This is a genomic window from Pantoea sp. USHLN256 (assembly GCF_037149875.1).
In the GTDB taxonomy this organism is placed as follows: domain Bacteria; phylum Pseudomonadota; class Gammaproteobacteria; order Enterobacterales; family Enterobacteriaceae; genus Pantoea; species Pantoea nemavictus.
In genome coordinates this window covers 135,052-154,380 of the sequence record NZ_JBBCQO010000004.1, presented here as the reverse complement: position 1 = coordinate 154,380, position 19,329 = coordinate 135,052, and the positions used below count along the sequence as shown (strand labels likewise).

At 52.9% G+C, this 19,329-nt stretch carries 19 protein-coding genes; 9 read left to right on the top strand and 10 right to left on the bottom strand.

Annotated features, from left to right (window positions below):
• The first annotated feature begins 243 nt into the window (after positions 1-243).
• The 4 genes from manX to WFL93_RS12450 all read left to right on the top strand — a co-directional run bounded on the left by manX (position 244) and on the right by WFL93_RS12450 (position 3,497).
• Positions 244-1,227 (top strand): PTS mannose transporter subunit IIAB, encoded by a 984-nt coding sequence (gene manX / locus WFL93_RS12465; protein ID WP_336778260.1) that lies wholly within the window; start codon positions 244-246, stop codon positions 1,225-1,227.
• A 58-nt stretch (positions 1,228-1,285) separates the two neighbouring features.
• Positions 1,286-2,086, top strand: a complete 801-nt coding sequence (locus WFL93_RS12460; protein ID WP_007889646.1) for a PTS mannose/fructose/sorbose transporter subunit IIC — start codon at positions 1,286-1,288, stop codon at positions 2,084-2,086.
• A 14-nt stretch (positions 2,087-2,100) separates the two neighbouring features.
• On the top strand, positions 2,101-2,946 hold the full coding sequence (locus tag WFL93_RS12455) for a PTS mannose transporter subunit IID (protein WP_007889639.1): 846 nt from the start codon (positions 2,101-2,103) through the stop codon (positions 2,944-2,946).
• Between the two features lie 92 nt (positions 2,947-3,038).
• Positions 3,039-3,497, top strand: coding sequence for a DUF986 family protein (locus WFL93_RS12450; RefSeq protein WP_049852162.1), 459 nt, complete (start codon positions 3,039-3,041; stop codon positions 3,495-3,497).
• Here WFL93_RS12450 and rlmA read toward each other — a convergent pair.
• The 4 genes from rlmA to WFL93_RS12430 form a co-directional block, all read right to left on the bottom strand.
• Positions 3,494-4,300 (bottom strand): 23S rRNA (guanine(745)-N(1))-methyltransferase, encoded by an 807-nt coding sequence (gene rlmA / locus WFL93_RS12445; protein ID WP_336778259.1) that lies wholly within the window; start codon positions 4,298-4,300, stop codon positions 3,494-3,496. The two genes, WFL93_RS12450 and rlmA, sit on opposite strands and share 4 nt — an antisense overlap.
• A 140-nt stretch (positions 4,301-4,440) precedes the next feature.
• Positions 4,441-4,650, bottom strand: coding sequence for a transcription antiterminator/RNA stability regulator CspE (cspE, locus tag WFL93_RS12440; RefSeq protein ID WP_007889622.1), 210 nt, complete (start codon positions 4,648-4,650; stop codon positions 4,441-4,443).
• A gap of 83 nt (positions 4,651-4,733) precedes the next feature.
• Positions 4,734-4,808 (bottom strand): DUF2627 domain-containing protein, encoded by a 75-nt coding sequence (locus tag WFL93_RS12435; RefSeq protein ID WP_110866451.1) that lies wholly within the window; start codon positions 4,806-4,808, stop codon positions 4,734-4,736.
• Positions 4,809-5,491: 683 nt separating this feature from the next.
• Positions 5,492-5,767 (bottom strand): YebO family protein, encoded by a 276-nt coding sequence (locus tag WFL93_RS12430; protein WP_007889620.1) that lies wholly within the window; start codon positions 5,765-5,767, stop codon positions 5,492-5,494.
• A gap of 218 nt (positions 5,768-5,985) precedes the next feature.
• Here WFL93_RS12430 and WFL93_RS12425 point away from each other — a divergent pair, with 218 nt between their 5' ends.
• Positions 5,986-6,222, top strand: coding sequence for a YobH family protein (locus WFL93_RS12425; protein WP_336778258.1), 237 nt, complete (start codon positions 5,986-5,988; stop codon positions 6,220-6,222).
• A gap of 36 nt (positions 6,223-6,258) precedes the next feature.
• On the opposite strand, the gene kdgR is transcribed toward WFL93_RS12425, so the two are convergent.
• Positions 6,259-7,050 (bottom strand): DNA-binding transcriptional regulator KdgR, encoded by a 792-nt coding sequence (gene kdgR / locus WFL93_RS12420; RefSeq protein ID WP_336778257.1) that lies wholly within the window; start codon positions 7,048-7,050, stop codon positions 6,259-6,261.
• A gap of 193 nt (positions 7,051-7,243) precedes the next feature.
• On the opposite strand from kdgR, the gene WFL93_RS12415 reads away from it, so the two are divergent.
• Complete coding sequence (locus WFL93_RS12415) at positions 7,244-8,626, top strand: MFS transporter (protein ID WP_336778256.1); 1,383 nt, start codon at positions 7,244-7,246, stop codon at positions 8,624-8,626.
• A gap of 49 nt (positions 8,627-8,675) precedes the next feature.
• Here the strand turns inward: WFL93_RS12415 and htpX are convergent, their stop codons facing one another.
• The 4 genes from htpX to WFL93_RS12395 all read right to left on the bottom strand — a co-directional run bounded on the left by htpX (position 8,676) and on the right by WFL93_RS12395 (position 13,111).
• Positions 8,676-9,557 carry a protease HtpX gene (gene htpX / locus WFL93_RS12410; protein ID WP_007889611.1) on the bottom strand — a complete coding sequence of 294 codons (882 nt, stop codon included), beginning with the start codon at positions 9,555-9,557 and terminating at the stop codon, positions 8,676-8,678.
• 220 nt (positions 9,558-9,777) lie between these two features.
• Positions 9,778-11,817: a carboxy terminal-processing peptidase gene (gene prc / locus WFL93_RS12405; RefSeq protein WP_336778255.1), complete on the bottom strand. Its 2,040-nt coding sequence runs from the start codon at positions 11,815-11,817 to the stop codon at positions 9,778-9,780.
• A 19-nt stretch (positions 11,818-11,836) separates the two neighbouring features.
• Positions 11,837-12,514, bottom strand: coding sequence for an RNA chaperone ProQ (proQ, locus tag WFL93_RS12400; RefSeq protein ID WP_336778254.1), 678 nt, complete (start codon positions 12,512-12,514; stop codon positions 11,837-11,839).
• Between the two features lie 96 nt (positions 12,515-12,610).
• Positions 12,611-13,111, bottom strand: a complete 501-nt coding sequence (locus WFL93_RS12395) for a GAF domain-containing protein (protein ID WP_007889607.1) — start codon at positions 13,109-13,111, stop codon at positions 12,611-12,613.
• A 217-nt stretch (positions 13,112-13,328) separates the two neighbouring features.
• Here WFL93_RS12395 and yebS point away from each other — a divergent pair, with 217 nt between their 5' ends.
• From yebS to rsmF, 3 genes are all read left to right on the top strand, one after another.
• Positions 13,329-14,573 carry a membrane integrity lipid transport subunit YebS gene (gene yebS / locus WFL93_RS12390; RefSeq protein ID WP_049852156.1) on the top strand — a complete coding sequence of 415 codons (1,245 nt, stop codon included), beginning with the start codon at positions 13,329-13,331 and terminating at the stop codon, positions 14,571-14,573.
• Positions 14,542-17,181: a PqiB family protein gene (locus WFL93_RS12385; protein WP_049852155.1), complete on the top strand. Its 2,640-nt coding sequence runs from the start codon at positions 14,542-14,544 to the stop codon at positions 17,179-17,181. Before yebS ends, WFL93_RS12385 begins: the two co-directional genes overlap by 32 nt.
• A gap of 72 nt (positions 17,182-17,253) precedes the next feature.
• Entirely contained in the window at positions 17,254-18,678 is a 1,425-nt protein-coding gene (gene rsmF / locus WFL93_RS12380; RefSeq protein ID WP_336778253.1) for a 16S rRNA (cytosine(1407)-C(5))-methyltransferase RsmF, read from the top strand.
• Between the two features lie 3 nt (positions 18,679-18,681).
• Here the strand turns inward: rsmF and WFL93_RS12375 are convergent, their stop codons facing one another.
• Positions 18,682-19,329, bottom strand: a complete 648-nt coding sequence (locus WFL93_RS12375) for a metallophosphoesterase (protein WP_336778252.1) — start codon at positions 19,327-19,329, stop codon at positions 18,682-18,684.

Genomic DNA, 19,329 nt, shown 5'->3' with positions numbered 1-19,329 from the left:
TGAATAACGAACAAAAGTGCATATTAGCGCCGTTACGCTCTCAATAGCTGACAAACATCACATAATTTATTTTTTCGATCACTAAAATAAATCGCGACCTTATCGCTGTGCAGCGGATAGTTTCGTTTTATTTATTGATGCTTTTCTTCATCTTAGACCTAACGATCCACCTGAAACACTAACCGTAATTTTCAATGATTCCCGGCAATGCCAGAGAATCTCTCACGCGAACGGAGGTAGCAAGTGACCATTGCTATTGTAATTGGTACACATGGCTGGGCGGCAGAACAGTTGCTTAAAACAGCAGAAATGCTGTTGGGTGAGCAGGAAAATGTCGGATGGATTGATTTCGTTCCCGGCGAAAATGCAGAAACGCTAATCGAAAAGTATCAGGCGCGGCTGGCAGATCTCGACACGTCAAAGGGCGTGTTGTTCCTGGTCGATACCTGGGGTGGTAGTCCGTTTAATGCGGCAAGCCGTATTGTGGTGGATAAGCCTGGCTACGACGTTATCGCTGGCGTCAACATCCCGATGCTGGTGGAAACGCTGATGGGACGCGATGACAACCCATCGCTGGAAGAACTGATTCACATCGCGGTAGAAGCCGGTCGTGAAGGCGTTAAAGCCCTTAAAACCGAAACGCCTGCTCCAGCAGCTGCAGCTGCGGCTGCGGCTGCGGCACCGGTGGTGGCGAAAGCCCCTGCTCAGCCGCAACAGCCAATGGCTCCGGGCGATCATATGAAAATCGGCCTTGCGCGTATCGATGACCGCTTGATTCACGGACAAGTGGCAACGCGCTGGACGAAAGAGACCAACGTAACCCGCATCATCGTCGTCAGTGATGAAGTGGCTAACGATCATGTGCGTAAAACGTTGCTCACCCAAGTCGCACCGCCGGGCGTTACCGCGCACGTGGTGGATGTCGACAAAATGGTGCGTGTCTGGAATAACCCAAAATATGGTCATGACAAAGTGATGCTGTTGTTCACCAATCCGACCGATGTAGTGAGGATTGTTGAGCAAGGCGTGGACATCAAGTCAGTCAATATTGGCGGCATGGCGTTCCGCCAGGGCAAAACCCAGGTAAACAACGCGGTATCGGTTGATGAAAAAGATATCGCCGCGTTCCGCAAACTTAACGAGCGCGGTATCGAACTGGAAGTGCGTAAAGTGTCCAGCGATCAGCGACTGAAAATGATGGACCTGATCGCCAAGGTCAATCCGTAGTTCGCCCTTTGCCTGCATACGTGGGCGAATTTTACAGACCTTGCAGAGGAGAAATGCAATGGAGATAACCACGCTACAAATCATTTTGATATTTATTGTGGCCTGTATCGCCGGGATGGGATCGATTCTTGATGAGTTCCAGTTCCACCGTCCGCTGGTGGCTTGTACCTTAATTGGTGCGGTTCTTGGCGACATGAAAACCGGTATTATCATCGGTGGTACGCTGGAGATGATCGCACTGGGCTGGATGAACATCGGTGCAGCGGTTGCACCCGATGCGGCGCTGGCTTCTATCATCTCGACCATTCTGGTCATTGCCGGCGGTCAAAGCGTCGGTGCCGGTATCGCACTGGCCATTCCGCTGGCAGCCGCGGGACAGGTGCTGACCATCATCGTGCGTACCATCACCGTCGCCTTCCAGCACGCCGCTGACAAAGCTGCGGAGAAAGGCAATCTGAGCGCAATTAGCTGGATCCACGTTTCGGCGCTGGTGTTGCAGGCGATGCGTATTGCCATTCCAGCGTTGATTGTGGCGATTTCCGTCGGCACCAGCATCGTGCAGGAGTTGCTGAACTCCATCCCAGAAGTGGTCACCAATGGCTTGAATATCGCTGGCGGCATGATCGTGGTAGTCGGTTACGCGATGGTCATCAATATGATGCGCGCAGGCTACCTGATGCCGTTCTTCTACCTTGGCTTCGTTACTGCAGCCTTCACCAACTTCAACCTGGTCGCGCTCGGCGTGATTGGCGTGGTGATGGCGGTGCTGTATATCCAGCTGGCACCGAAATATAACCGCGTTGCAGGCGCTGCAAACGCCGGTCCTGCTAACAATGACCTCGATAACGAACTCGACTAGGAACAGGTGAAATCATGGTTGATACAACGAATACTCCTAAGAAGCTCACCCCTGGCGATGTCCGCGGTGTGTTCCTGCGCTCTAACCTGTTTCAGGGTTCGTGGAACTTTGAACGCATGCAGGCGCTGGGTTTCTGCTACTCAATGGTGCCGGTGATTCGCCGTCTTTATCCGGAAAACAACGACGCGCGTAAACAGGCGATTAAACGTCACCTCGAGTTCTTCAACACGCATCCGTATGTGGCGGCGCCGGTACTTGGCGTGACCATGGCGATGGAAGAACAGCGTGCTAACGGTGCGCCAATTGACGATGCCGCAATTAACGGTATTAAAGTGGGTCTGATGGGCCCACTGGCGGGTGTGGGTGATCCGATCTTCTGGGGTACGGTTCGTCCGGTATTTGCCGCTCTCGGTGCAGGTATCGCAATGAGTGGCAGCCTGCTGGGTCCGCTGCTGTTCTTCATCCTGTTTAACGCGGTACGTCTGTTGACGCGTTATTACGGCGTGGCGTACGGCTACCGTAAAGGCGTCGATATCGTTAGCGATATGGGCGGTGGTTTCCTACAGAAACTGACGGAGGGCGCGTCGATTCTCGGCCTCTTTGTCATGGGGGCGCTGGTCAACAAGTGGACGCATGTGAATGTGCCACTGGTGGTCTCGCGGATTACCGACCAGACCGGTAAAACGACCGTCACCACGGTACAATCCATTCTCGATCAGCTGATGCCGGGACTGATTCCGCTGCTGCTAACCTTTGGTTGTATGTGGCTGCTGCGTCGTAAGGTTAACGCGTTGTGGATTATCGTTGGCTTCTTCGCCATCGGGATCTTCGGTTACTGGATCGGCCTGCTCGGTCTGTAATCATCAAGCCGGGAGCGTGTCTCCCGGCTATTTTCGAACGGCATTACCTGAGCGCCCACGTTGAGGTAATTTCGGTTGAGGAAGAACACCTAATGTCACTGACTGACGCCCTTATTGCCGTGCTGATTGCCGGCCTGGTACTTTTCGCCATTTATGATGAAGCGATTCTGCCACGCCGCAATGGCCCAACCAAACTTCGCGTGGCGTTGCGTCGCCGACATAAGATCGATAGCGCCATTTTCGTGGTCCTGCTGCTTATACTGCTGTGGAACAACATCGATAACCATGGCACGCAACTCACCACCAATTTGCTGATGGTGCTGTGCTTTATGTCGATCTGGTTATTCTGGATTCGCAGTCCAAAACTGCTGATGAAGGATGAGGGGCTATTTTTTGGCGGCGTGTGGATCGATTATCGCCGTATTCAGAGTATGAATCTTTCGGAGGACGGCATTCTGGTGATGCAGCTCGAAAAACGCCGCCTGCTGATTGCCGTCAAACAACTGGATGATCTGGAGAAAATTTACCACACGCTGGTGGAAGCGCGTTAATCACGCTGCCACAAGGTCAATGTAAAATCGGCATCGCAATTAAACGTGCTGGATGCCGCGAGGTTTTGCCACACCTCTTCACGCGCACGCCAGGCAAACGGCGTCATCTGCAATAAGCTCACTGCCGCTGTCCCACTCAATGTCATAGCGTAATGCAGGTTTTGTTGAACGACCTGCTTAAAGCCAGGGTACATTTTCTCTTCCGCCGCATGCAGCTGTACCTCGCGATAAATCAGCGCCTTAAACTGCTGCAAATGCTGCGGGCCAGGCGTAACGGTTATCAGCAATCCGCCAGGCTTAATCACACGGCGCAATTCATCTTCATTACAGGGCGCATAGATGCGTACAATGCCATCTAAAGACGCATCCGCAAAGGGTAAGCGCTGGCTGGACGCCACGCAAAATTTCACCTCGCGATAGCGCCTGGATGCCATGCGAATCGCCGCCTTCGCCACATCAAGACCCCATAATTGTGCCTGAGGCAGTGCTTCCGCCATCGCTGCAGTGTAATAGCCTTCACCGCAACCGATATCTAATACCTGCGCGGCTTGCCCGCTGAGATGCTGAGTAAGTATTCCCGCGACGGCAGCGCGCAGAGGCTGATAGTGTCCGGCATCAAGGAATGCGCGACGAGCCTGCAGCATCTCTGCACTATCACCCGGTTCACGCGAACCTTTATGCTGCACCGGCAGCAGATTGACGTACCCTTCTTTGGCCTGATCAAATTGGTGGCCGGCATCACAGCGGAAACTGTTGGCCTGCTGTAATAGTGGCTGCTGACAAAGTGGGCAAATCAACGACATAGACAACTCCGGGTTAGCTTTACGCGGCGCAGTTTACCTTGATCGTTTGACGACAGAAAGCCTAAAGAAAAAGCCCTGTTCATTGAACAGGGCTTTAAGATTCGTTTCAGTGGTGCATGGCACCGAGCCTGAGGGCGAAATCAGATTGGGGTAACGTTGACCGCAGCAGGACCTTTCTGGCCGTCCTGGATTTCGAACTCAACATTTTGGCCTTCGGCCAGCGTTTTAAAACCATTGCCCTGGATTGCAGAGAAGTGAACGAACACATCTTTGCTGCCGTCAGCAGGAGTAATAAAACCAAAACCTTTAGACTCGTTGAACCACTTAACCTGACCTTTAATCTTTGCCATTTCGCAAATTTCCTTTCAATGATTATATTGCCCGCAGGCAGACTTACAGATAAACCAGAGACATTACTGAATGAGGCACTAATTTAAGGTTCGGCAAGGAAGCGGTATTCAACGTCAACGTCTTTACTCGTAACTTCTTTACTGAAGATGCCATACATAAACAGAACTGTACCTCGTTTGACCCACGATTTGTTATCACATATCCGCAAATTAATGGCAAGCCATTTTTAAACAGTGATCGACGTGACGCACATAATTAGTTAATACATCGAGCGACTTACTCACGTAGATAATGCCGCAACCTGCATTAACCGCCAAAAAAAGGGTTATCAGTCAGTATACTTAGCGTCAGAATGTTGCTTCGTCAAGCGCAGCGGTAACAGTTAATTCGGTACAATTTAAGCGGTTAACATTACGCTAAAAATATTGCACTAATATGGCATCAATAAAATATTCCACTAAAAATTCCCCCTGCTGCACAACAACCCCGCCCTGTACAAATCTTGTACAAATAGATTTGACCGGTATAAGTTATTAATTGTTTTGCACCAAAATCAGGAGGCCGGAATAATATACGCCCCATTTAAACGCATTAACATTACGTGGCATTTATCTCATTTTTAACTATGCAGCCAACAATTAAATGTTAAAAAAAACATCATTGAGCTTGATTTAACAAAATCACCTTAGGATTAATCCTGGTTGATATTCACCATCCAGGCTAAACCGCAACGCTTTGCTGTTAGAACACCCTGCTCAATTACTTTAACTCAGGTTGCTGCGCACCATTTCAGTGCGCAAGCGATCGCCGTTATCACCGCTGAAGCGTATTACTTAATGCTTAACGTTCCGGTATCATCCGAATAAAATCGTGTTTTTCATCCGCGTCTTCATCCGCGTTGGGTTTTGCTGTAGATGGCTGAGCCTCTACCAAACGTCGCAGCAGCGCGTTCTGCTTCTTTTGCTCTTCTATTAACGCTTCCAGTAGGCTGATCTGCTCACTGGCGCGCACGCTAGCCCGATTGACGAAAAACCAGGCAATAAAGGCCACAATAATGATGATGGCCAGGACGCCATAGGTGAACAGCGGACTGGTGTTTGCGGCTAATTCGTTCATAACTGCCTCTATAGTCAAAAATCAAACATCTACTCCGCCGCTGATTCTACTCGTTGCTAGCGCAAAAGATAATGGGTAGCCGCTGAAAGCAGAATATCCCGCCCTGCCCGCTCTTTCAGTTATCTCTGATCGATTCGATGGCTAAAGCGAGGCATGCTGCTACAGTAGGTCTGGCAGCAACTACGGGAGAGCTGCGTTATGTATCACAAGGAGAGAAGATGAAACTACTCATTCGGACAATTATGCTGGTTGTGTTGGTTTGGTTAGCCATGCTGCTGACAGGCTATGGCGTGCTTACCGGCAGCAATAAGAATGCGGCGGGATTGGGGCTGCAGTGCAGCTATCTGACCGCGCGCGGCATGATCACGGCGCAGTATCTGCACACAGACAGCGGCATCGTTGGCGTAACGGATTGTCCGTTACTGAAGAAAAGTGGTGAAGTGGTCGACAATTAAGTGTTTAAGCGGGCTGGCAACAGCCCGTTATTCCTGTCAAAAAGGGTAGTCATGATAGCCCATTTGCTCTGACAGATTGCGTGCAGCACGATGCAACATCGCAACGTATTCATTTTTCCCTTCTTCTGAAAAGCGGATGGTTGGGAACGAGATGCTCAACCCCGCAATGACCACACCAAAGCGATCAAAAACCGGTACTGCAATGCAGCGTAAGCCCTCTTCCTGCTCTTCATTATCTTCGCCAAATCCCTGCACTTTGACCTGATCTAACACTACCAGCAACGCATCGGCGCTAACGATGGTCTTCGCCGTGCTACGACGAAATTCAACCTCGCTCAGGATCTCCTGCACTTCGCTTCGATCGCGCCACGCCAGTAACACTTTACCAATGGCGGTGGTGTGCAGCGGATTACGGCGTCCAATGCGTGAATACATACGCAGGTTATAGAGCGAATCAATTTTATGGATGTAAACGATACTGTCTTCTTCCAGCGCGCCGAGGTGAATGGTCTCTTTGGTCAGGCGTGAAAGTTCTCGCATTTCGATATCGGCACTGCGAATCAAATCAACGTTCTGCAGGGCCTTGGCACCGAGCTCGAACAGCTTCAGCGTCAGCGAATATTTCTCACTTTCCCCTTCCTGCGCCACGTAGCCAAGCGATTTCATGGTCTGAAGGAAGCGATAAACCGTGCTTTTGGACATCATTACCCGTTGGGATAATTCGGTTATGCCGTGATCGCGCTCTTCACCCAGCGCCTGCAAAATGCCAAACACTTTCATCACCGATGAAACGGAGTCTGGTTGTTTATCGTTATCATTGTTCGCCATGATGCATATCCTTTTTCAACGGTGTTTCAAAAAAAACGGAACAGAAATGGCAGTATATGCGTTTCAGCAGGTTTGCAGCAACGACTCAGGTTAAGTGACACATCCACACGTAATTTTATGTCAATGAATGCGGTGCTTTTCCGCAGCGAATTGATTAGCATGATGATATTCACTTCCTTCACTTATCCTATTTATGTCTGCTACCGTTTCTCAGGATGGATTACCTCTTCCGCAGCGTTATGGCGCGATTATCACCATCGCTTTGGGCATCATGATGGCGGTGCTGGACGGCGCTATCGCTAACGTTGCCTTGCCGACCATTGCACGCGAACTTAACGCCAGTCCGGCCGAATCGATTTGGATCGTTAACGCTTATCAAATTGCTATCGTAATTTCGCTGCTGTCGCTGTCATTTCTCGGTGATATGCTCGGCTATCGCCGCATCTATCAGGTCGGATTGGCGCTGTTCATCGCCACATCCCTGTTTTGCGCCCTCTCCTCGTCACTGAATATGCTGACGGTGGCGCGTGTACTGCAAGGTTTTGGTGGTGCTGCACTCATGAGCGTCAACACCGCGCTGATACGCATCATCTATCCGCAGCGCTTTCTCGGGCGCGGTATGGCGATCAACTCACTGATTGTTGCCGTTTCCAGCGCTGCAGGGCCAACCGTGGCGGCGGCGATTCTCTCTGTCGCCAGCTGGAAATGGCTATTCCTCATCAACATCCCACTGGGCATCTTGGCATTGTGGCTGGCGCTGCGCTTCCTGCCAGATAACACTCAGAAAGCTAAGCAGCAAAAATTTGATATGCCGAGTGCCATCATGAATGCGCTGTTCTTTGGTCTGTTGATTTCTGCACTCAGTGGTTTCTCTCAGGGCCAAAATGGCTGGCTGATCGTGGCGGAACTGGTGGCGTTAGTGTTGGTTGGTGTGGTGTTTGTTCGTCGTCAGTTATCGATGCCGGTGCCGCTGCTGCCGGTCGATTTACTGCGCATTCCAATTTTCTCTCTCTCAATTGGCACCTCAATCTGCTCGTTTTGCGCACAAATGCTGGCGATGGTCGCACTGCCATTCTTCCTGCAGAATGTATTGGGTCGTGATGAAGTGGCAACTGGCTTGCTTCTCACACCGTGGCCGTTAGCGACAATGGTAATGGCGCCGATTGCCGGTCGACTGATCGAAAAATTCCATGCCGGGCTTTTGGGCGGATTGGGATTAGCCATGTTCGCTGCCGGTCTGTTCCTGCTGGCGTTGCTGCCCACTCAGCCAACCGATGCCGATATTATCTGGCGCATGATGCTATGTGGTGCCGGTTTTGGCCTCTTCCAGTCACCGAATAATCACACCATTATCTCCGCTGCACCGCGTAATCGCAGCGGTGGCGCCAGCGGTATGTTAGGCACTGCACGGTTGGTCGGACAAAGTAGCGGCGCAGCTCTGGTGGCGCTGATGTTTAATTTGTTCAACGACAGCGGTACGCATGCATCGCTGGTGTTAGCCGGTAGCTTTGCCACCGTCGCTGCCGTGGTAAGTCTGGCGCGCATGACGCAATCCCGTCAGCCAGCTGAATCGTAGAAATAACAAGGGCGCCATCAGGCGCCCTTGTTTATGCTGTGTCTCACAACTATTTCAGGTATTCACCGCTGCGCAGCGCTTCGATACGTTTATCGAGCGGCGGGTGCGACATAAACAGCTCGCTCAACGATTTGTTTTTACCGTTGATGCAGAACGCCATCATGCTGCTTGGTTCCTGCGGCTCGTAGCTGGTTTTCAGACGCTGCAGTGCAGCGATCATCTTCTCGCGTCCTACTAGCTTGGCTGAACCTGCATCGGCGTGGAATTCACGATGGCGCGAGAACCACATGGTGATGATGCTGGCGAGGAAACCAAACAGCAACTCCAGCACCATCGACACCGCAAAGTAAACCATTGGATTACCGTTGCTGCTCTCTTCACCGTCGCGATTGCCGGAGAGGAAGCCCGAGGCGATCTGCGCCAGAATACGTGAGATGAAGATCACAAAGGTGTTCACCACACCCTGAATCAGCGTCATGGTGATCATGTCGCCATTAGCAATGTGGGCGATTTCGTGCGCCAGCACCGCTTCCGCCTCATCACGGCTCATGTTTTGCAACAGTCCGGTTGAAACGGCAACCAGCGACGCATCGCGGCGCGCGCCAGTCGCAAAAGCGTTAATATCGGGCGCGTGATAAATCGCCACCTGCGGCATCGCAATGCCAGCCTGTTGTGCCTGGCGGCCGACGGTTTCCATCAGCCAGCGTTCCGTCTCATTACGGGGTTGTTGAATCACTTCACCACCGACAGAGCGCAACGCCATCCATTTGGACATCAGCAGTGAAACAAACGCACCGCCAAAGCCAAACAGACCTGCCATAATCATCAGACCCTGAACACTGCTTGACTGGATTCCTGTCAGACTCAAGATCAGTCCGAAAACCAACATCACCGCTAAGTTGGTGAGCAGGAAAAGAGCAATACGCATCATAAACGTTAATCTTCCTCAGTTGTGCACGCGCTTATGCGCGGATATCTATCCTATGGTCATTGCCGCGCTTTTCAAGCAACCTTAATCTTTAAGTGCCTAAAAAGACATAACTTTACATTGAGTCGTAAAGAGCGCGATACCGTGCGTTAGCAGGTCTTAACAACAAGTTGAGTGTAAAAAAAAGCACCGCCGAAGCGGTGCTGTTTCAGATGCCGAGGAGCTATTTCGCGGCCTGAGCAGCTGGCTGAGATTTCTCCAGCTGCGCCATGTCATTAGCGATTTTCACCGTTTCATCCAGATAAGGATCCGGCTCTTTATAGTCTTTTGGCAGATCTTCGATGCTCTTCAGCGGTGCTTTGCCTTCCGCCTGATAGCGCGCATTAATGCGCTCCAGACGCAGTGCATCATCTTCATGATTCTCTTTCTCACGCTGCGCGAGATTGAGTGACACGATATTGCGCTTGTCCTTCATTGCGTCGAAACGCGCAATATCTTTCATGATGTACTGGAACTCGCGATCTTTAGCGATGCGATCGGCATGCTCTTTGGTCAGCTGCGGTACCAGCGGGGCAATATCGCCCGTTTTGGTATAGCTTGCCGCATTCACGCTGTCCCAAGGTAACGCGTTATCCTCGAACTTCTCGCCGGTTTCTGCCGCTTCAACACCGGTAGGCATCAGCAGATCAGGCGTTACGCCTTTACGCTGGGTGCTGCCACCGTTGATGCGATAGAACTTCTGAATGGTGTACTGCACCGAGCCTAACGCTGGCCATTCCGGACGCAGCATCTGATCGTAGATGCGGTTTAGAGAACGATACTGCTGCACGGTACCTTTACCGAAGGTGGGTTCACCGACGATCAGCGCACGGCCGTAATCCTGCATCGCAGCGGCGAAGATTTCCGATGCCGAAGCACTGAAGCGATCAACCAGCACCACCAGCGGACCTTTGTAGTAAACAATGCCATCGTTATCGCTGTCTTCACGCACACGACCGTTGTTATCACGAACCTGCACCACTGGACCGCTCGGAATGAACAGACCGGACAGTGAAACCGCTTCGGTCAATGCACCGCCACCATTGGTACGCAGATCGATAACTACGCTGTCGACGTTCTGCTTCTGCAGTTTTTGCAGTTGTACTTTCACATCGTCAGTCAGACCAACGTAGAAGCCAGGAATGTCGAGCACGCCGACTTTCTCTTTGCCCACGTTATGTACGGTGCCTTTAACGGCACGGTCTTCCAGGCGGATCTTCTCACGCGTCAGCGTTACAGTACGGGTTTTGGTACCCTTACCGGCTGGCAGGATCTCCAGGCGTACTTTGCTGCCTTTCGGTCCTTTGATTTTTGAAACCACATCGTCCAAACGCCAGCCGATAACGTCTTCCATCGGCTTGCCTGGCTGGCCAACGCCAACAATGCGATCGCCCACGCTGATCGATTTGCTCTTCGCAGCCGGTCCACCCGCCACCATTGAGTTGATCACCGTGTAATCATCGTCCATCTGCAGCACGGCGCCGATACCTTCCAACGACAGGCTCATTTCGGTATTGAACTGTTCTGTGTTGCGCGGTGAAAGATAGTTAGTGTGCGGATCGATTTCATGCGCGAACGCGGTCATCGCCAGCTGGAACACATCTTCACTGTTGCTTTGCGCCAGACGACGAATGGCAAAGTTGTAACGCTTGGTCAGCGTTTCACGCATCTCTTTCTCATCTTTGCCGGCCAACTTCAGGCTCAGTTCGTCATATTTAACTTTGGCATCCCAAAGCGCGTTAAGCTCATCCACGCTTTTCGGCCAGGGCGCTTTTGCCCGATCAATGTCAATGGTGTCATTGCCGGTGAAATTCATTGGGCGGCTCAGCACACTCAGCGCATATTGATAGCGCTCAAAGCGGCGTTTCTGCGCCAGATTGTAGAGATCGTAAAACACATCCAGCTTACCGCTGCGGAACTCATCACCAACGGTGGTTTTTTTATCGGTGTATTGCGCGATATCCGATGCCAGCAGCACGTTGTGGCTGTAGTCCAGCAGATTCAGGTAGCGATCAAAGATTTTCGCAGAAAAGTCCTGATTTAAATCGAACTGGCGATAGTGAGAGCGGGTGAAACGTGACGTAACGCGTTCGCTAACGGTGGGATGCTGTGGATCTTCATGCAATTGGGGAATCTGGTCGGCGCGGGTAATGTTGTCTGCGCCAAAGGTGGGGCCTGCTAATAGCAGGCCCGCGATCATACCGATCTTTAAAAAATTGTTCATGCCAGGGTCAGCCTCCGTTTCAGAACTGCAAATGTTCTGCGCGCACAATCATTGCCATGCCGGAAGCGAGCTGAACCCGAACGCCATCTTTGGTGATCTCAAGAATGGTAGCGTCCATTGCACCTTTGCCTGCAGTCACTTTAATGTTCTGGCCAGGCTGCAGCGTTGAGGTATCAGTGACAGGTTTGGCTCGCGGTGGCTGCGGAGCACTACGTTCAGCAGAGGCCGCACGCGGAGCCTGTGGACGCGGCTTACGCGTTGCATCACCTTCGGCAGCTTTACGCGGAGCAGGCTTGCGCGGACGACGTTCAGCGGTCTCTTCACCGGCTTCACGCTTCTTCGCTTTCTGCTGATCGCGCTGCGCCTGAACGCGAGCTTTGGCTTCTTCCAGTTGCTTGCGCGCATGTTCTACGTGTTGCTCATCCAGCACGCCACAGGCGTTACCGTCGAGATCAACACGAATGGCACCTGCTTTGATGCCATAAAGATAACGCCAGCTAGAGGTATATAGACGTAAGGCAGAACGCAGTTGCGTCTTGCTCAGGCTCAGTTCGCCTTGAACACGCTCGACCAGATCTTGAAAAATGCCGATTTTGAGCGGACGCGCCTCGCCTTCGGCGCTAAAGCATTGCGGAAAACGCTCCGCCAAAAAGGCGATGACTTCTTTACTGCTATTCAACTTAGGTTGATTTTCCATGAAATTTCCTGATTACAACGGATTTGCCGACCAGAGCAGGCATGAACAGGCGACATTATAATGACAACATCGCCAAATGCTATGTGATCCAGTCGATTAGCTGTGCGTCAGCTGAATAAATTTTACGATGTCGCTGCCCGCCAGCACTTCACAAAGCCCGTCGGTAAGGGCCACCAGCCCCGCTTCATCCTCGCTATCGAAGCGAGAATAAACCGTACTATCAATGTCTAAAACACCCACCAGAGTGCCATTCACTTTCAGAGGAATCACGATTTCGGCGTTGCTTGCAGCATCACAAGCGATATGGCCCGGGAACGCATGCACGTCTTCCACCAGTTGCACTTTGTCCTCAGCCACTGCGGTACCGCACACACCTTTACCCACCGGAATGCGTACGCAAGCAATTTTGCCCTGGAAAGGACCTAACACCAGCGTATTCGGCTCAGTCAGCAAATAGAATCCAGCCCAGTTCACGCCTTCCAGGCGTTCAAATAACAGCGCACTGCAATTGCCGAGCGCTGCGAGGAACGAGGTTTCACCCGCCAACAGGGCGCGGACATCACGATTTAAATCCTCGTAAAAAGCTTTTTTGTTCATTGTTCAACCATAACTCGTCACTGTGGTGACCTTGTTGTCACTCAGTTGTTAAAATAAGCACTAATAATCCAGGCGCATAAGGTGAATCATTGAGTTAGTTACTATACCCTTAGCAGTCGGTGATGAAGGATATTCTTGTACCACCGATTATTGCAGGCAGAATGGCTCTACTCAGCATGCCGGTAAACGTAACGAACGATGGGCACTCGCGTCACCTATGAAAATTCACGCTATCAGCCAGACGTTGCCCCACGCACGTTATCAGCGTTGTCCGCAATGCGATACCCTTTTTTCCTTACCGGATGTGAAATCGCATCAGACGGCCTATTGCCCACGCTGTCATGCACAAATACAGAGCGGACGTGACTGGTCAATGACCCGCCTCACCGCCATGGCGGTGGTGATGATCGTGTTGATGCCGTTCGCCTTCAGCTTGCCGCTGGTCGATATTCGCCTGCTCGGAATGCGTATTAACGCGAGCCTGCTGGAAGGTGTGATTCAGATGGCACAGCAGGGCAACACGCTGACCGCTTCGATGGTCGCGTTCTGTACCATCGGCGCGCCGGTCACGCTGGTGGCGGGCATTCTCTATCTGTGGGTGGGTAACGCGCTCGGTATGAACCTGCGTCCGGTCCTGCTGATGCTCGATAAGCTGAAAGAGTGGGTAATGCTGGATATCTATCTGGTCGGCGTGGCAGTGGCATCGATAAAGGTGCAGGATTACGCCGCGCTGGAAGTGGGTTATGGCTTAGTGGCCTATATAGCGCTGACGGTACTCAGCCTGCTGACGCTGATTCACCTTAACGTCGAGCAGTTGTGGGAACACTATTATCCGCAAGCCATGCCCACTTCGCCGCCGGAAGAGTGGCAAGTGTGCCTCAACTGCCATCAAACTGGCGTGCCCGATGCGCGTGGGCGCTGTACGCGTTGTCATACACCACTCGACTATCGCCGTCGCCACAGTTTGCAGAAGTCATGGGCGGCGCTGATCGCCTCAATTGTGCTGCTGATTCCTGCCAATCTACTGCCTATTTCGGTGGTTTACGTTAACGGTGCACGCCGCGAAGACACCATTTTCTCCGGCATTCTGGGCCTGGCATCCGGCAATGTGCCGGTCGCTGCGGTGGTCTTTATTGCCAGTATTCTGGTGCCGTTTACCAAAGTATTAGTGATGCTGACATTACTGATCAGTATTCATTTTAAATGCGAACAGGGCTTAAAAACCCGCATTCGTCTGCTGCGCGCCGTTACCTGGGTGGGTCGCTGGTCAATGCTGGATCTGTTCGTGATTGCGTTAACCATGTCGCTGGTCAATCGTGATCAGTTACTGGCTTTTACCATGGGACCGGCCGCCTTCTATTTTGGCGCTGCCGTTGTCCTGACCATTATGGCTGTAGAGTGGCTTGATAGCCGCCTGATCTGGGATGCACATGCAACAGGAAACGCCGACTACACCGACTAGCGCCAATCTGCGCAATAAGCGCAAGATTTCGCCGTTCTGGTTATTGCCCATTATCGCTTTGCTGATCGCAGGCTGGCTGTTATGGACCAATTATGAAGAGCGCGGTACGACGATCACCATTAACTTCCAGACCGCCGACGGCATCGTGCCCGGCCGCACGCCGATTCGATATCAGGGCGTGGAAGTGGGCACGGTGCAAGGCATCGTGCTGAGCGATGATTATCGCAGCATCCAGATCAAAGCCAGTATCAAGAGCGATATGCGCGATGCGCTGCGTGAAGACACGCAGTTCTGGCTGGTGACGCCAAAAGCCTCACTGGCCGGCGTGTCCGGACTTGATGCATTAGTCGGCGGTAACTACATCGGCATGATGCCGGGCAAAGGCAAAGAGAGCGAACGCTTTACCGCGTTAGATACCCAACCGAAATATCGCGTCAATACCGGTGAACTGCTGATTCATCTGCGCGCGCCGGACCTTGGCTCACTCAATACCGGTTCACTGGTCTATTACCGCAAAATTCCGGTGGGTCGTGTTTACGATTACAGCCTGAATAACAGCACAGATGGCGTGACCATCGATGTGCTGATTGAGCGTCGCTTCATCAATCTGGTGAAAAAGCAGAGCCGCTTCTGGAACGTTTCCGGCGTTGATGCGGATGTCAGCCTGAGCGGTGCCAAGGTGAAACTGGAAAGCCTTGCCGCCCTGGTTAATGGCGCGATTGCTTTTGATTCCCCCAATGACGGGCAGCAGGCTAACGTCGATGCCACCTATCAACTCTACCCGGATTTAGCGCGCAGTCAGCGCGGGGTTCAGGTCAAACTTGATTTACCGAGCGGCGACAATCTGAAAGCCGACAGCACGCCGCTGATGTATCAGGGCCTGGAAGTCGGCACCTTGACCAAACTTAACCTGCAGGATGGCGGTAAAGTCACTGGCGAACTCACGGTTGACCCTTCGGTAACCAGTTTGATGCGCAGCGGCACGCGCATTGAAATGCGCACACCGAAAATTAGCCTGACTGATACCAACCTTAGCAGCCTGTTGACCGGCAACACCCTCGAATTGGTGCCCGGAGAAGGCGAGCCGCAGGATCAATTCACCGTGCTGCCCGCCAGCGAAACGCTATTGCAAAAGCCCGATGTGTTGACGGTAAAACTCAGCGCGCCGGAAACCTATGGCATTGATGCGGGCCAGCCGGTGATGCTGTATGGCATGAAAATTGGTCAGGTGATTTCCCGTACGCTGGATGAGAATGGCATCAGCTTCGTCGCCGCCATTAATCCTGAACACCGCAAGCTGGTGCACGCCGACAGTAAATTTGTGGTGAATAGCCGCCTCGACGTGAAGTTTGGCCTTGATGGTATGCAGGTGCTGGGTGCCAGCGCACGCGAGTGGGTCGATGGCGGCATTCGCCTGATTCCAGGCGCGAAAGGCAATCCGTCCAGTCGTTATCCTTTATATGCCGATGCGGAACGTGCGGAGGAAGGTATTGTCGGCGAACAGCCACCGACCACGCTAAAACTGACCGCCAACAGCTTGCCAGATGTGCAGGCCGGTTCGGTGCTGCTGTATCGCAAATTCCAGGTGGGTGAAGTGGTTGATGTCGTGCCGCGCGCGGATGCCTTTGAAATCTCGATTCACATTCAGCCGCAGTATCGCAAGTTACTTACCAGCGAGAGCGTATTCTGGGCCGAAGGTGGTGCCAAAGTGCAGCTCAACGGCAGCGGTTTGACGGTGCAGGCATCTCCGCTCAACCGCGCCCTTAAAGGTGCGATCAGTTTTGATAATCTGACTGGAGCGCAGGCGGTGAAAGGCGTGAAGCGCGTGCTGTACTCTTCAGAAACCGTGGCGCGTGCCGTCGGCAGTCAGATTACGCTGCACACCTTCGATGCCAGCAAACTGGCTGCGGGTATGCCGATCCGCTATCTCGGCATCAACATCGGTCAGGTTGAATCGCTGGCGCTGAGTTCTGATAACAATCAGGTGGTAGCAAAAGCGGTGCTCTATCCGGAATACGTGCAGGACTTCGCGCGCATCGGCAGCCGCTTCTCGGTGGTGTCGCCGGAGATTTCTGCCGCAGGGGTTAATCATATCGAAACGCTGCTGCAGCCTTACCTCAACGTCGATCCGGGCAAAGGTTCTCCGGCGCGCACCTTTGAACTGCAGGAAAGCACTATCACCGATTCTCGTTACCTTAACGGCTTAACGATTTATGTCGATGCCGCTGACGCGGGATCGCTGTCGGTGGGAACGCCGGTGCTGTTCCGTGGCGTTGAAGTCGGTACCGTGACCGGCACGTCGTTGGGTAACATGGCCGATCGCGTACAGATCGCGCTGCGTATCAGCAAGAAATACCAGCATCTGGTACGTAACAACTCGGTGTTCTGGCTGGCTTCCGGTTATAACTTCGATTTCGGCCTGATCGGCGGCGTGTTGAAAACCGGTACCTTCCAGCAATTCATTCGCGGCGGTGTGCAGTTTGCAACGCCGCCAACGGTACCGTTAGCACCACAGGCCGGCGCCAACAAACACTTCCTGCTGCAGGATGAAGCGCCAAAAGAGTGGCGCAATTGGGGCACGGCGATTCCGGATCCTAATCAACCTTAAGCAAATCGGGCAGCCTGGCTGCCCGATTCTTTTTCGCATGTTACACTTCGCGCTCATTTTGTTTCCCGGTAGATGCCCGTGTCCGATCGCTTTCCCGAAGATTTCCTCGCGCTAATGCGCGCCAGCCTCGCTGATGACGCTGAATTGCAACGCTTTCTCGCCATTAGCCAGCAACCGCTGCGCCGCAGCATACGCGTTAATACCTTAAAAATTAGCGTGGATGATTTCCTCGTCCGCACCGCTGATTATGGCTGGCGGTTGTCACCCATTCCGTGGTGCGCCGAAGGGTTCTGGATTGAGCGTGACGATGAGTCGCTGCCGCTAGGTAGCGTTGCGGAGCACCTTAGCGGGCTGTTTTATATTCAGGAAGCCAGCTCGATGCTGCCGGTTACCGCACTGTTCGACGCCGCACCCGATGCGCGTCAGGTGATGGATGTGGCTGCAGCACCAGGCTCCAAAACCACGCAGATGGCCGCGCTGATGCGCAATGAAGGCGCCATCCTTGCCAACGAATATTCCGCCAGTCGCGTCAAAGTGCTGCACGCCAATATCAGCCGCTGCGGCGTGAGCAATGTGGCGCTCACCCATTTTGATGGTCGGGTGTTTGGCGCGGCGCTGCCGGAACGTTTCGATGCCATTCTGCTGGACGCGCCCTGCTCTGGCGAAGGCGTGGTGCGTAAGGACGCCGATGCGCTGCGTAACTGGACGTTGGCCAGCACCGAAGCGATCGCTGAAACCCAGCGCGATCTCATTGACAGCGCTTTCCATGCATTACAACCCGGCGGCACGCTGATCTACTCGACCTGCACGCTCAATCAGATTGAAAACCAGCAGGTGATTCACTGGTTGCAACAGCGTTATCCCGATGCGGTAGAAATTGTGCCGTTGAATGGTCTATTTGCTGGCGCCGATCAGGCTTTAACACCGGAAGGTTTCCTGCACGTGTTCCCGCAAATTTTCGATAGCGAAGGCTTCTTTGTGGCGCGCCTGCGTAAAACCGCCAGCATTCCCGGGTTGCCCGCACCGACCTATAAAGTGGGCAAACTGCCCTTCTCACCGGCCAGCCGTAAGCTCAGCGCCGAGGTACAGCAGGCAGCAGCAAAAGTAGGCTTGCAATGGGATGACAATCACACGCTGTGGCAGCGCGATAAAGAGCTGTGGCTCTTCCCGGCAGCGCTGGAAAGTTGGCTGGGTAAAGTGCGCTTCTCGCGTATCGGCCTTAAGCTGGCAGAAACCTTCCCGAAAGGTTATCGCTGGCAGCATGAAGCCGTTGTCGCGTTGAGTAAGCCAGGCAGCGCGCTGGATTTTGCCCTTACCGATGCGGAGGCAGAAACCTGGTATCGCGGTCAGGATATTCATCCTGAGTCGCTACCGAATCGCGATGAGGTGATTGTGACCTATCAGTCACAACCTTTAGGATTGGCCAAAAAAGTCGGCAATCGGATCAAAAACAGTTATCCGCGTGAGCTGGTGCGCGACGGGCGTCTGTTCCGCTAAGCATTACTGCAATTTTACCAGCGTGAGACAGTTGCCGAAAACCGCGCCGGTATCAATATAATGCTGATTCGCCACATGCAGCGGTTGCTCCAACGGCGTGTGGCCGAAGTAAAAATCGCTGGCGCCCGCAATGTTTGCTGAAGCGCCACGTTGATGGCGTCCCAGCCGATCGCGACTCCACACCACCTGTTGCCAATCGACATCCTGCCCCAGTGCATAATAGCTGGCAGGATAATCGGCGTGAGCAATCACCACCACGCGGTCACCGAATTCCAGATGCAAAACCAACGGTAAATCGGCGCAGCGTTTCAACGCATGGCGCGCAGCGATTAACTTTGCGCCCTTCAACTGCCAAAACCATTCGCCGCCGTTCATCATCCACAAGGTCTGATCGCGCCCATCCAGCGCGGCGAGCGCCATCTGTTCGTGATTGCCGCGCACACAGCGAAACCAGTGTTCTTGCAATAGCGCTAAACAGCCGGGACTGTCTGGCCCGCGATCAATCAAATCGCCCACCGACAGCAATAAATCCTGCTGCTTATCGAAATCCCGCTTGAGGAGCTGCGCATCAAGCTGGGCGCGGCAGCCGTGTAAATCGCCCACCACCCAAATGTTTCGCCACATTTGCGCACTTAACCGTTGGTAAAGCAT

What these genes read in the sequence shown, in the direction of transcription:
- WFL93_RS12460 (WP_007889646.1), top strand. Translation starts at nt 1,286, where the DNA reads ATGGAGATAACCACGCTACAAATCATTTTGATATTTATTGTGGCCTGT.
- WFL93_RS12455 (WP_007889639.1), top strand. Translation starts at nt 2,101, where the DNA reads ATGGTTGATACAACGAATACTCCTAAGAAGCTCACCCCTGGCGATGTC.
- WFL93_RS12450 (WP_049852162.1), top strand. Translation starts at nt 3,039, where the DNA reads ATGTCACTGACTGACGCCCTTATTGCCGTGCTGATTGCCGGCCTGGTA.
- rlmA (WP_336778259.1), bottom strand. Translation starts at nt 4,300, where the DNA reads ATGTCGTTGATTTGCCCACTTTGTCAGCAGCCACTATTACAGCAGGCC.
- cspE (WP_007889622.1), bottom strand. Translation starts at nt 4,650, where the DNA reads ATGGCAAAGATTAAAGGTCAGGTTAAGTGGTTCAACGAGTCTAAAGGT.
- WFL93_RS12430 (WP_007889620.1), bottom strand. Translation starts at nt 5,767, where the DNA reads ATGAACGAATTAGCCGCAAACACCAGTCCGCTGTTCACCTATGGCGTC.
- WFL93_RS12425 (WP_336778258.1), top strand. Translation starts at nt 5,986, where the DNA reads ATGAAACTACTCATTCGGACAATTATGCTGGTTGTGTTGGTTTGGTTA.
- kdgR (WP_336778257.1), bottom strand. Translation starts at nt 7,050, where the DNA reads ATGGCGAACAATGATAACGATAAACAACCAGACTCCGTTTCATCGGTG.
- WFL93_RS12415 (WP_336778256.1), top strand. Translation starts at nt 7,244, where the DNA reads ATGTCTGCTACCGTTTCTCAGGATGGATTACCTCTTCCGCAGCGTTAT.
- htpX (WP_007889611.1), bottom strand. Translation starts at nt 9,557, where the DNA reads ATGATGCGTATTGCTCTTTTCCTGCTCACCAACTTAGCGGTGATGTTG.
- prc (WP_336778255.1), bottom strand. Translation starts at nt 11,817, where the DNA reads ATGAACAATTTTTTAAAGATCGGTATGATCGCGGGCCTGCTATTAGCA.
- proQ (WP_336778254.1), bottom strand. Translation starts at nt 12,514, where the DNA reads ATGGAAAATCAACCTAAGTTGAATAGCAGTAAAGAAGTCATCGCCTTT.
- WFL93_RS12395 (WP_007889607.1), bottom strand. Translation starts at nt 13,111, where the DNA reads ATGAACAAAAAAGCTTTTTACGAGGATTTAAATCGTGATGTCCGCGCC.
- yebS (WP_049852156.1), top strand. Translation starts at nt 13,329, where the DNA reads ATGAAAATTCACGCTATCAGCCAGACGTTGCCCCACGCACGTTATCAG.
- WFL93_RS12385 (WP_049852155.1), top strand. Translation starts at nt 14,542, where the DNA reads ATGCAACAGGAAACGCCGACTACACCGACTAGCGCCAATCTGCGCAAT.
- rsmF (WP_336778253.1), top strand. Translation starts at nt 17,254, where the DNA reads ATGCCCGTGTCCGATCGCTTTCCCGAAGATTTCCTCGCGCTAATGCGC.
- WFL93_RS12375 (WP_336778252.1), bottom strand. Translation starts at nt 19,329, where the DNA reads ATGCTTTACCAACGGTTAAGTGCGCAAATGTGGCGAAACATTTGGGTG.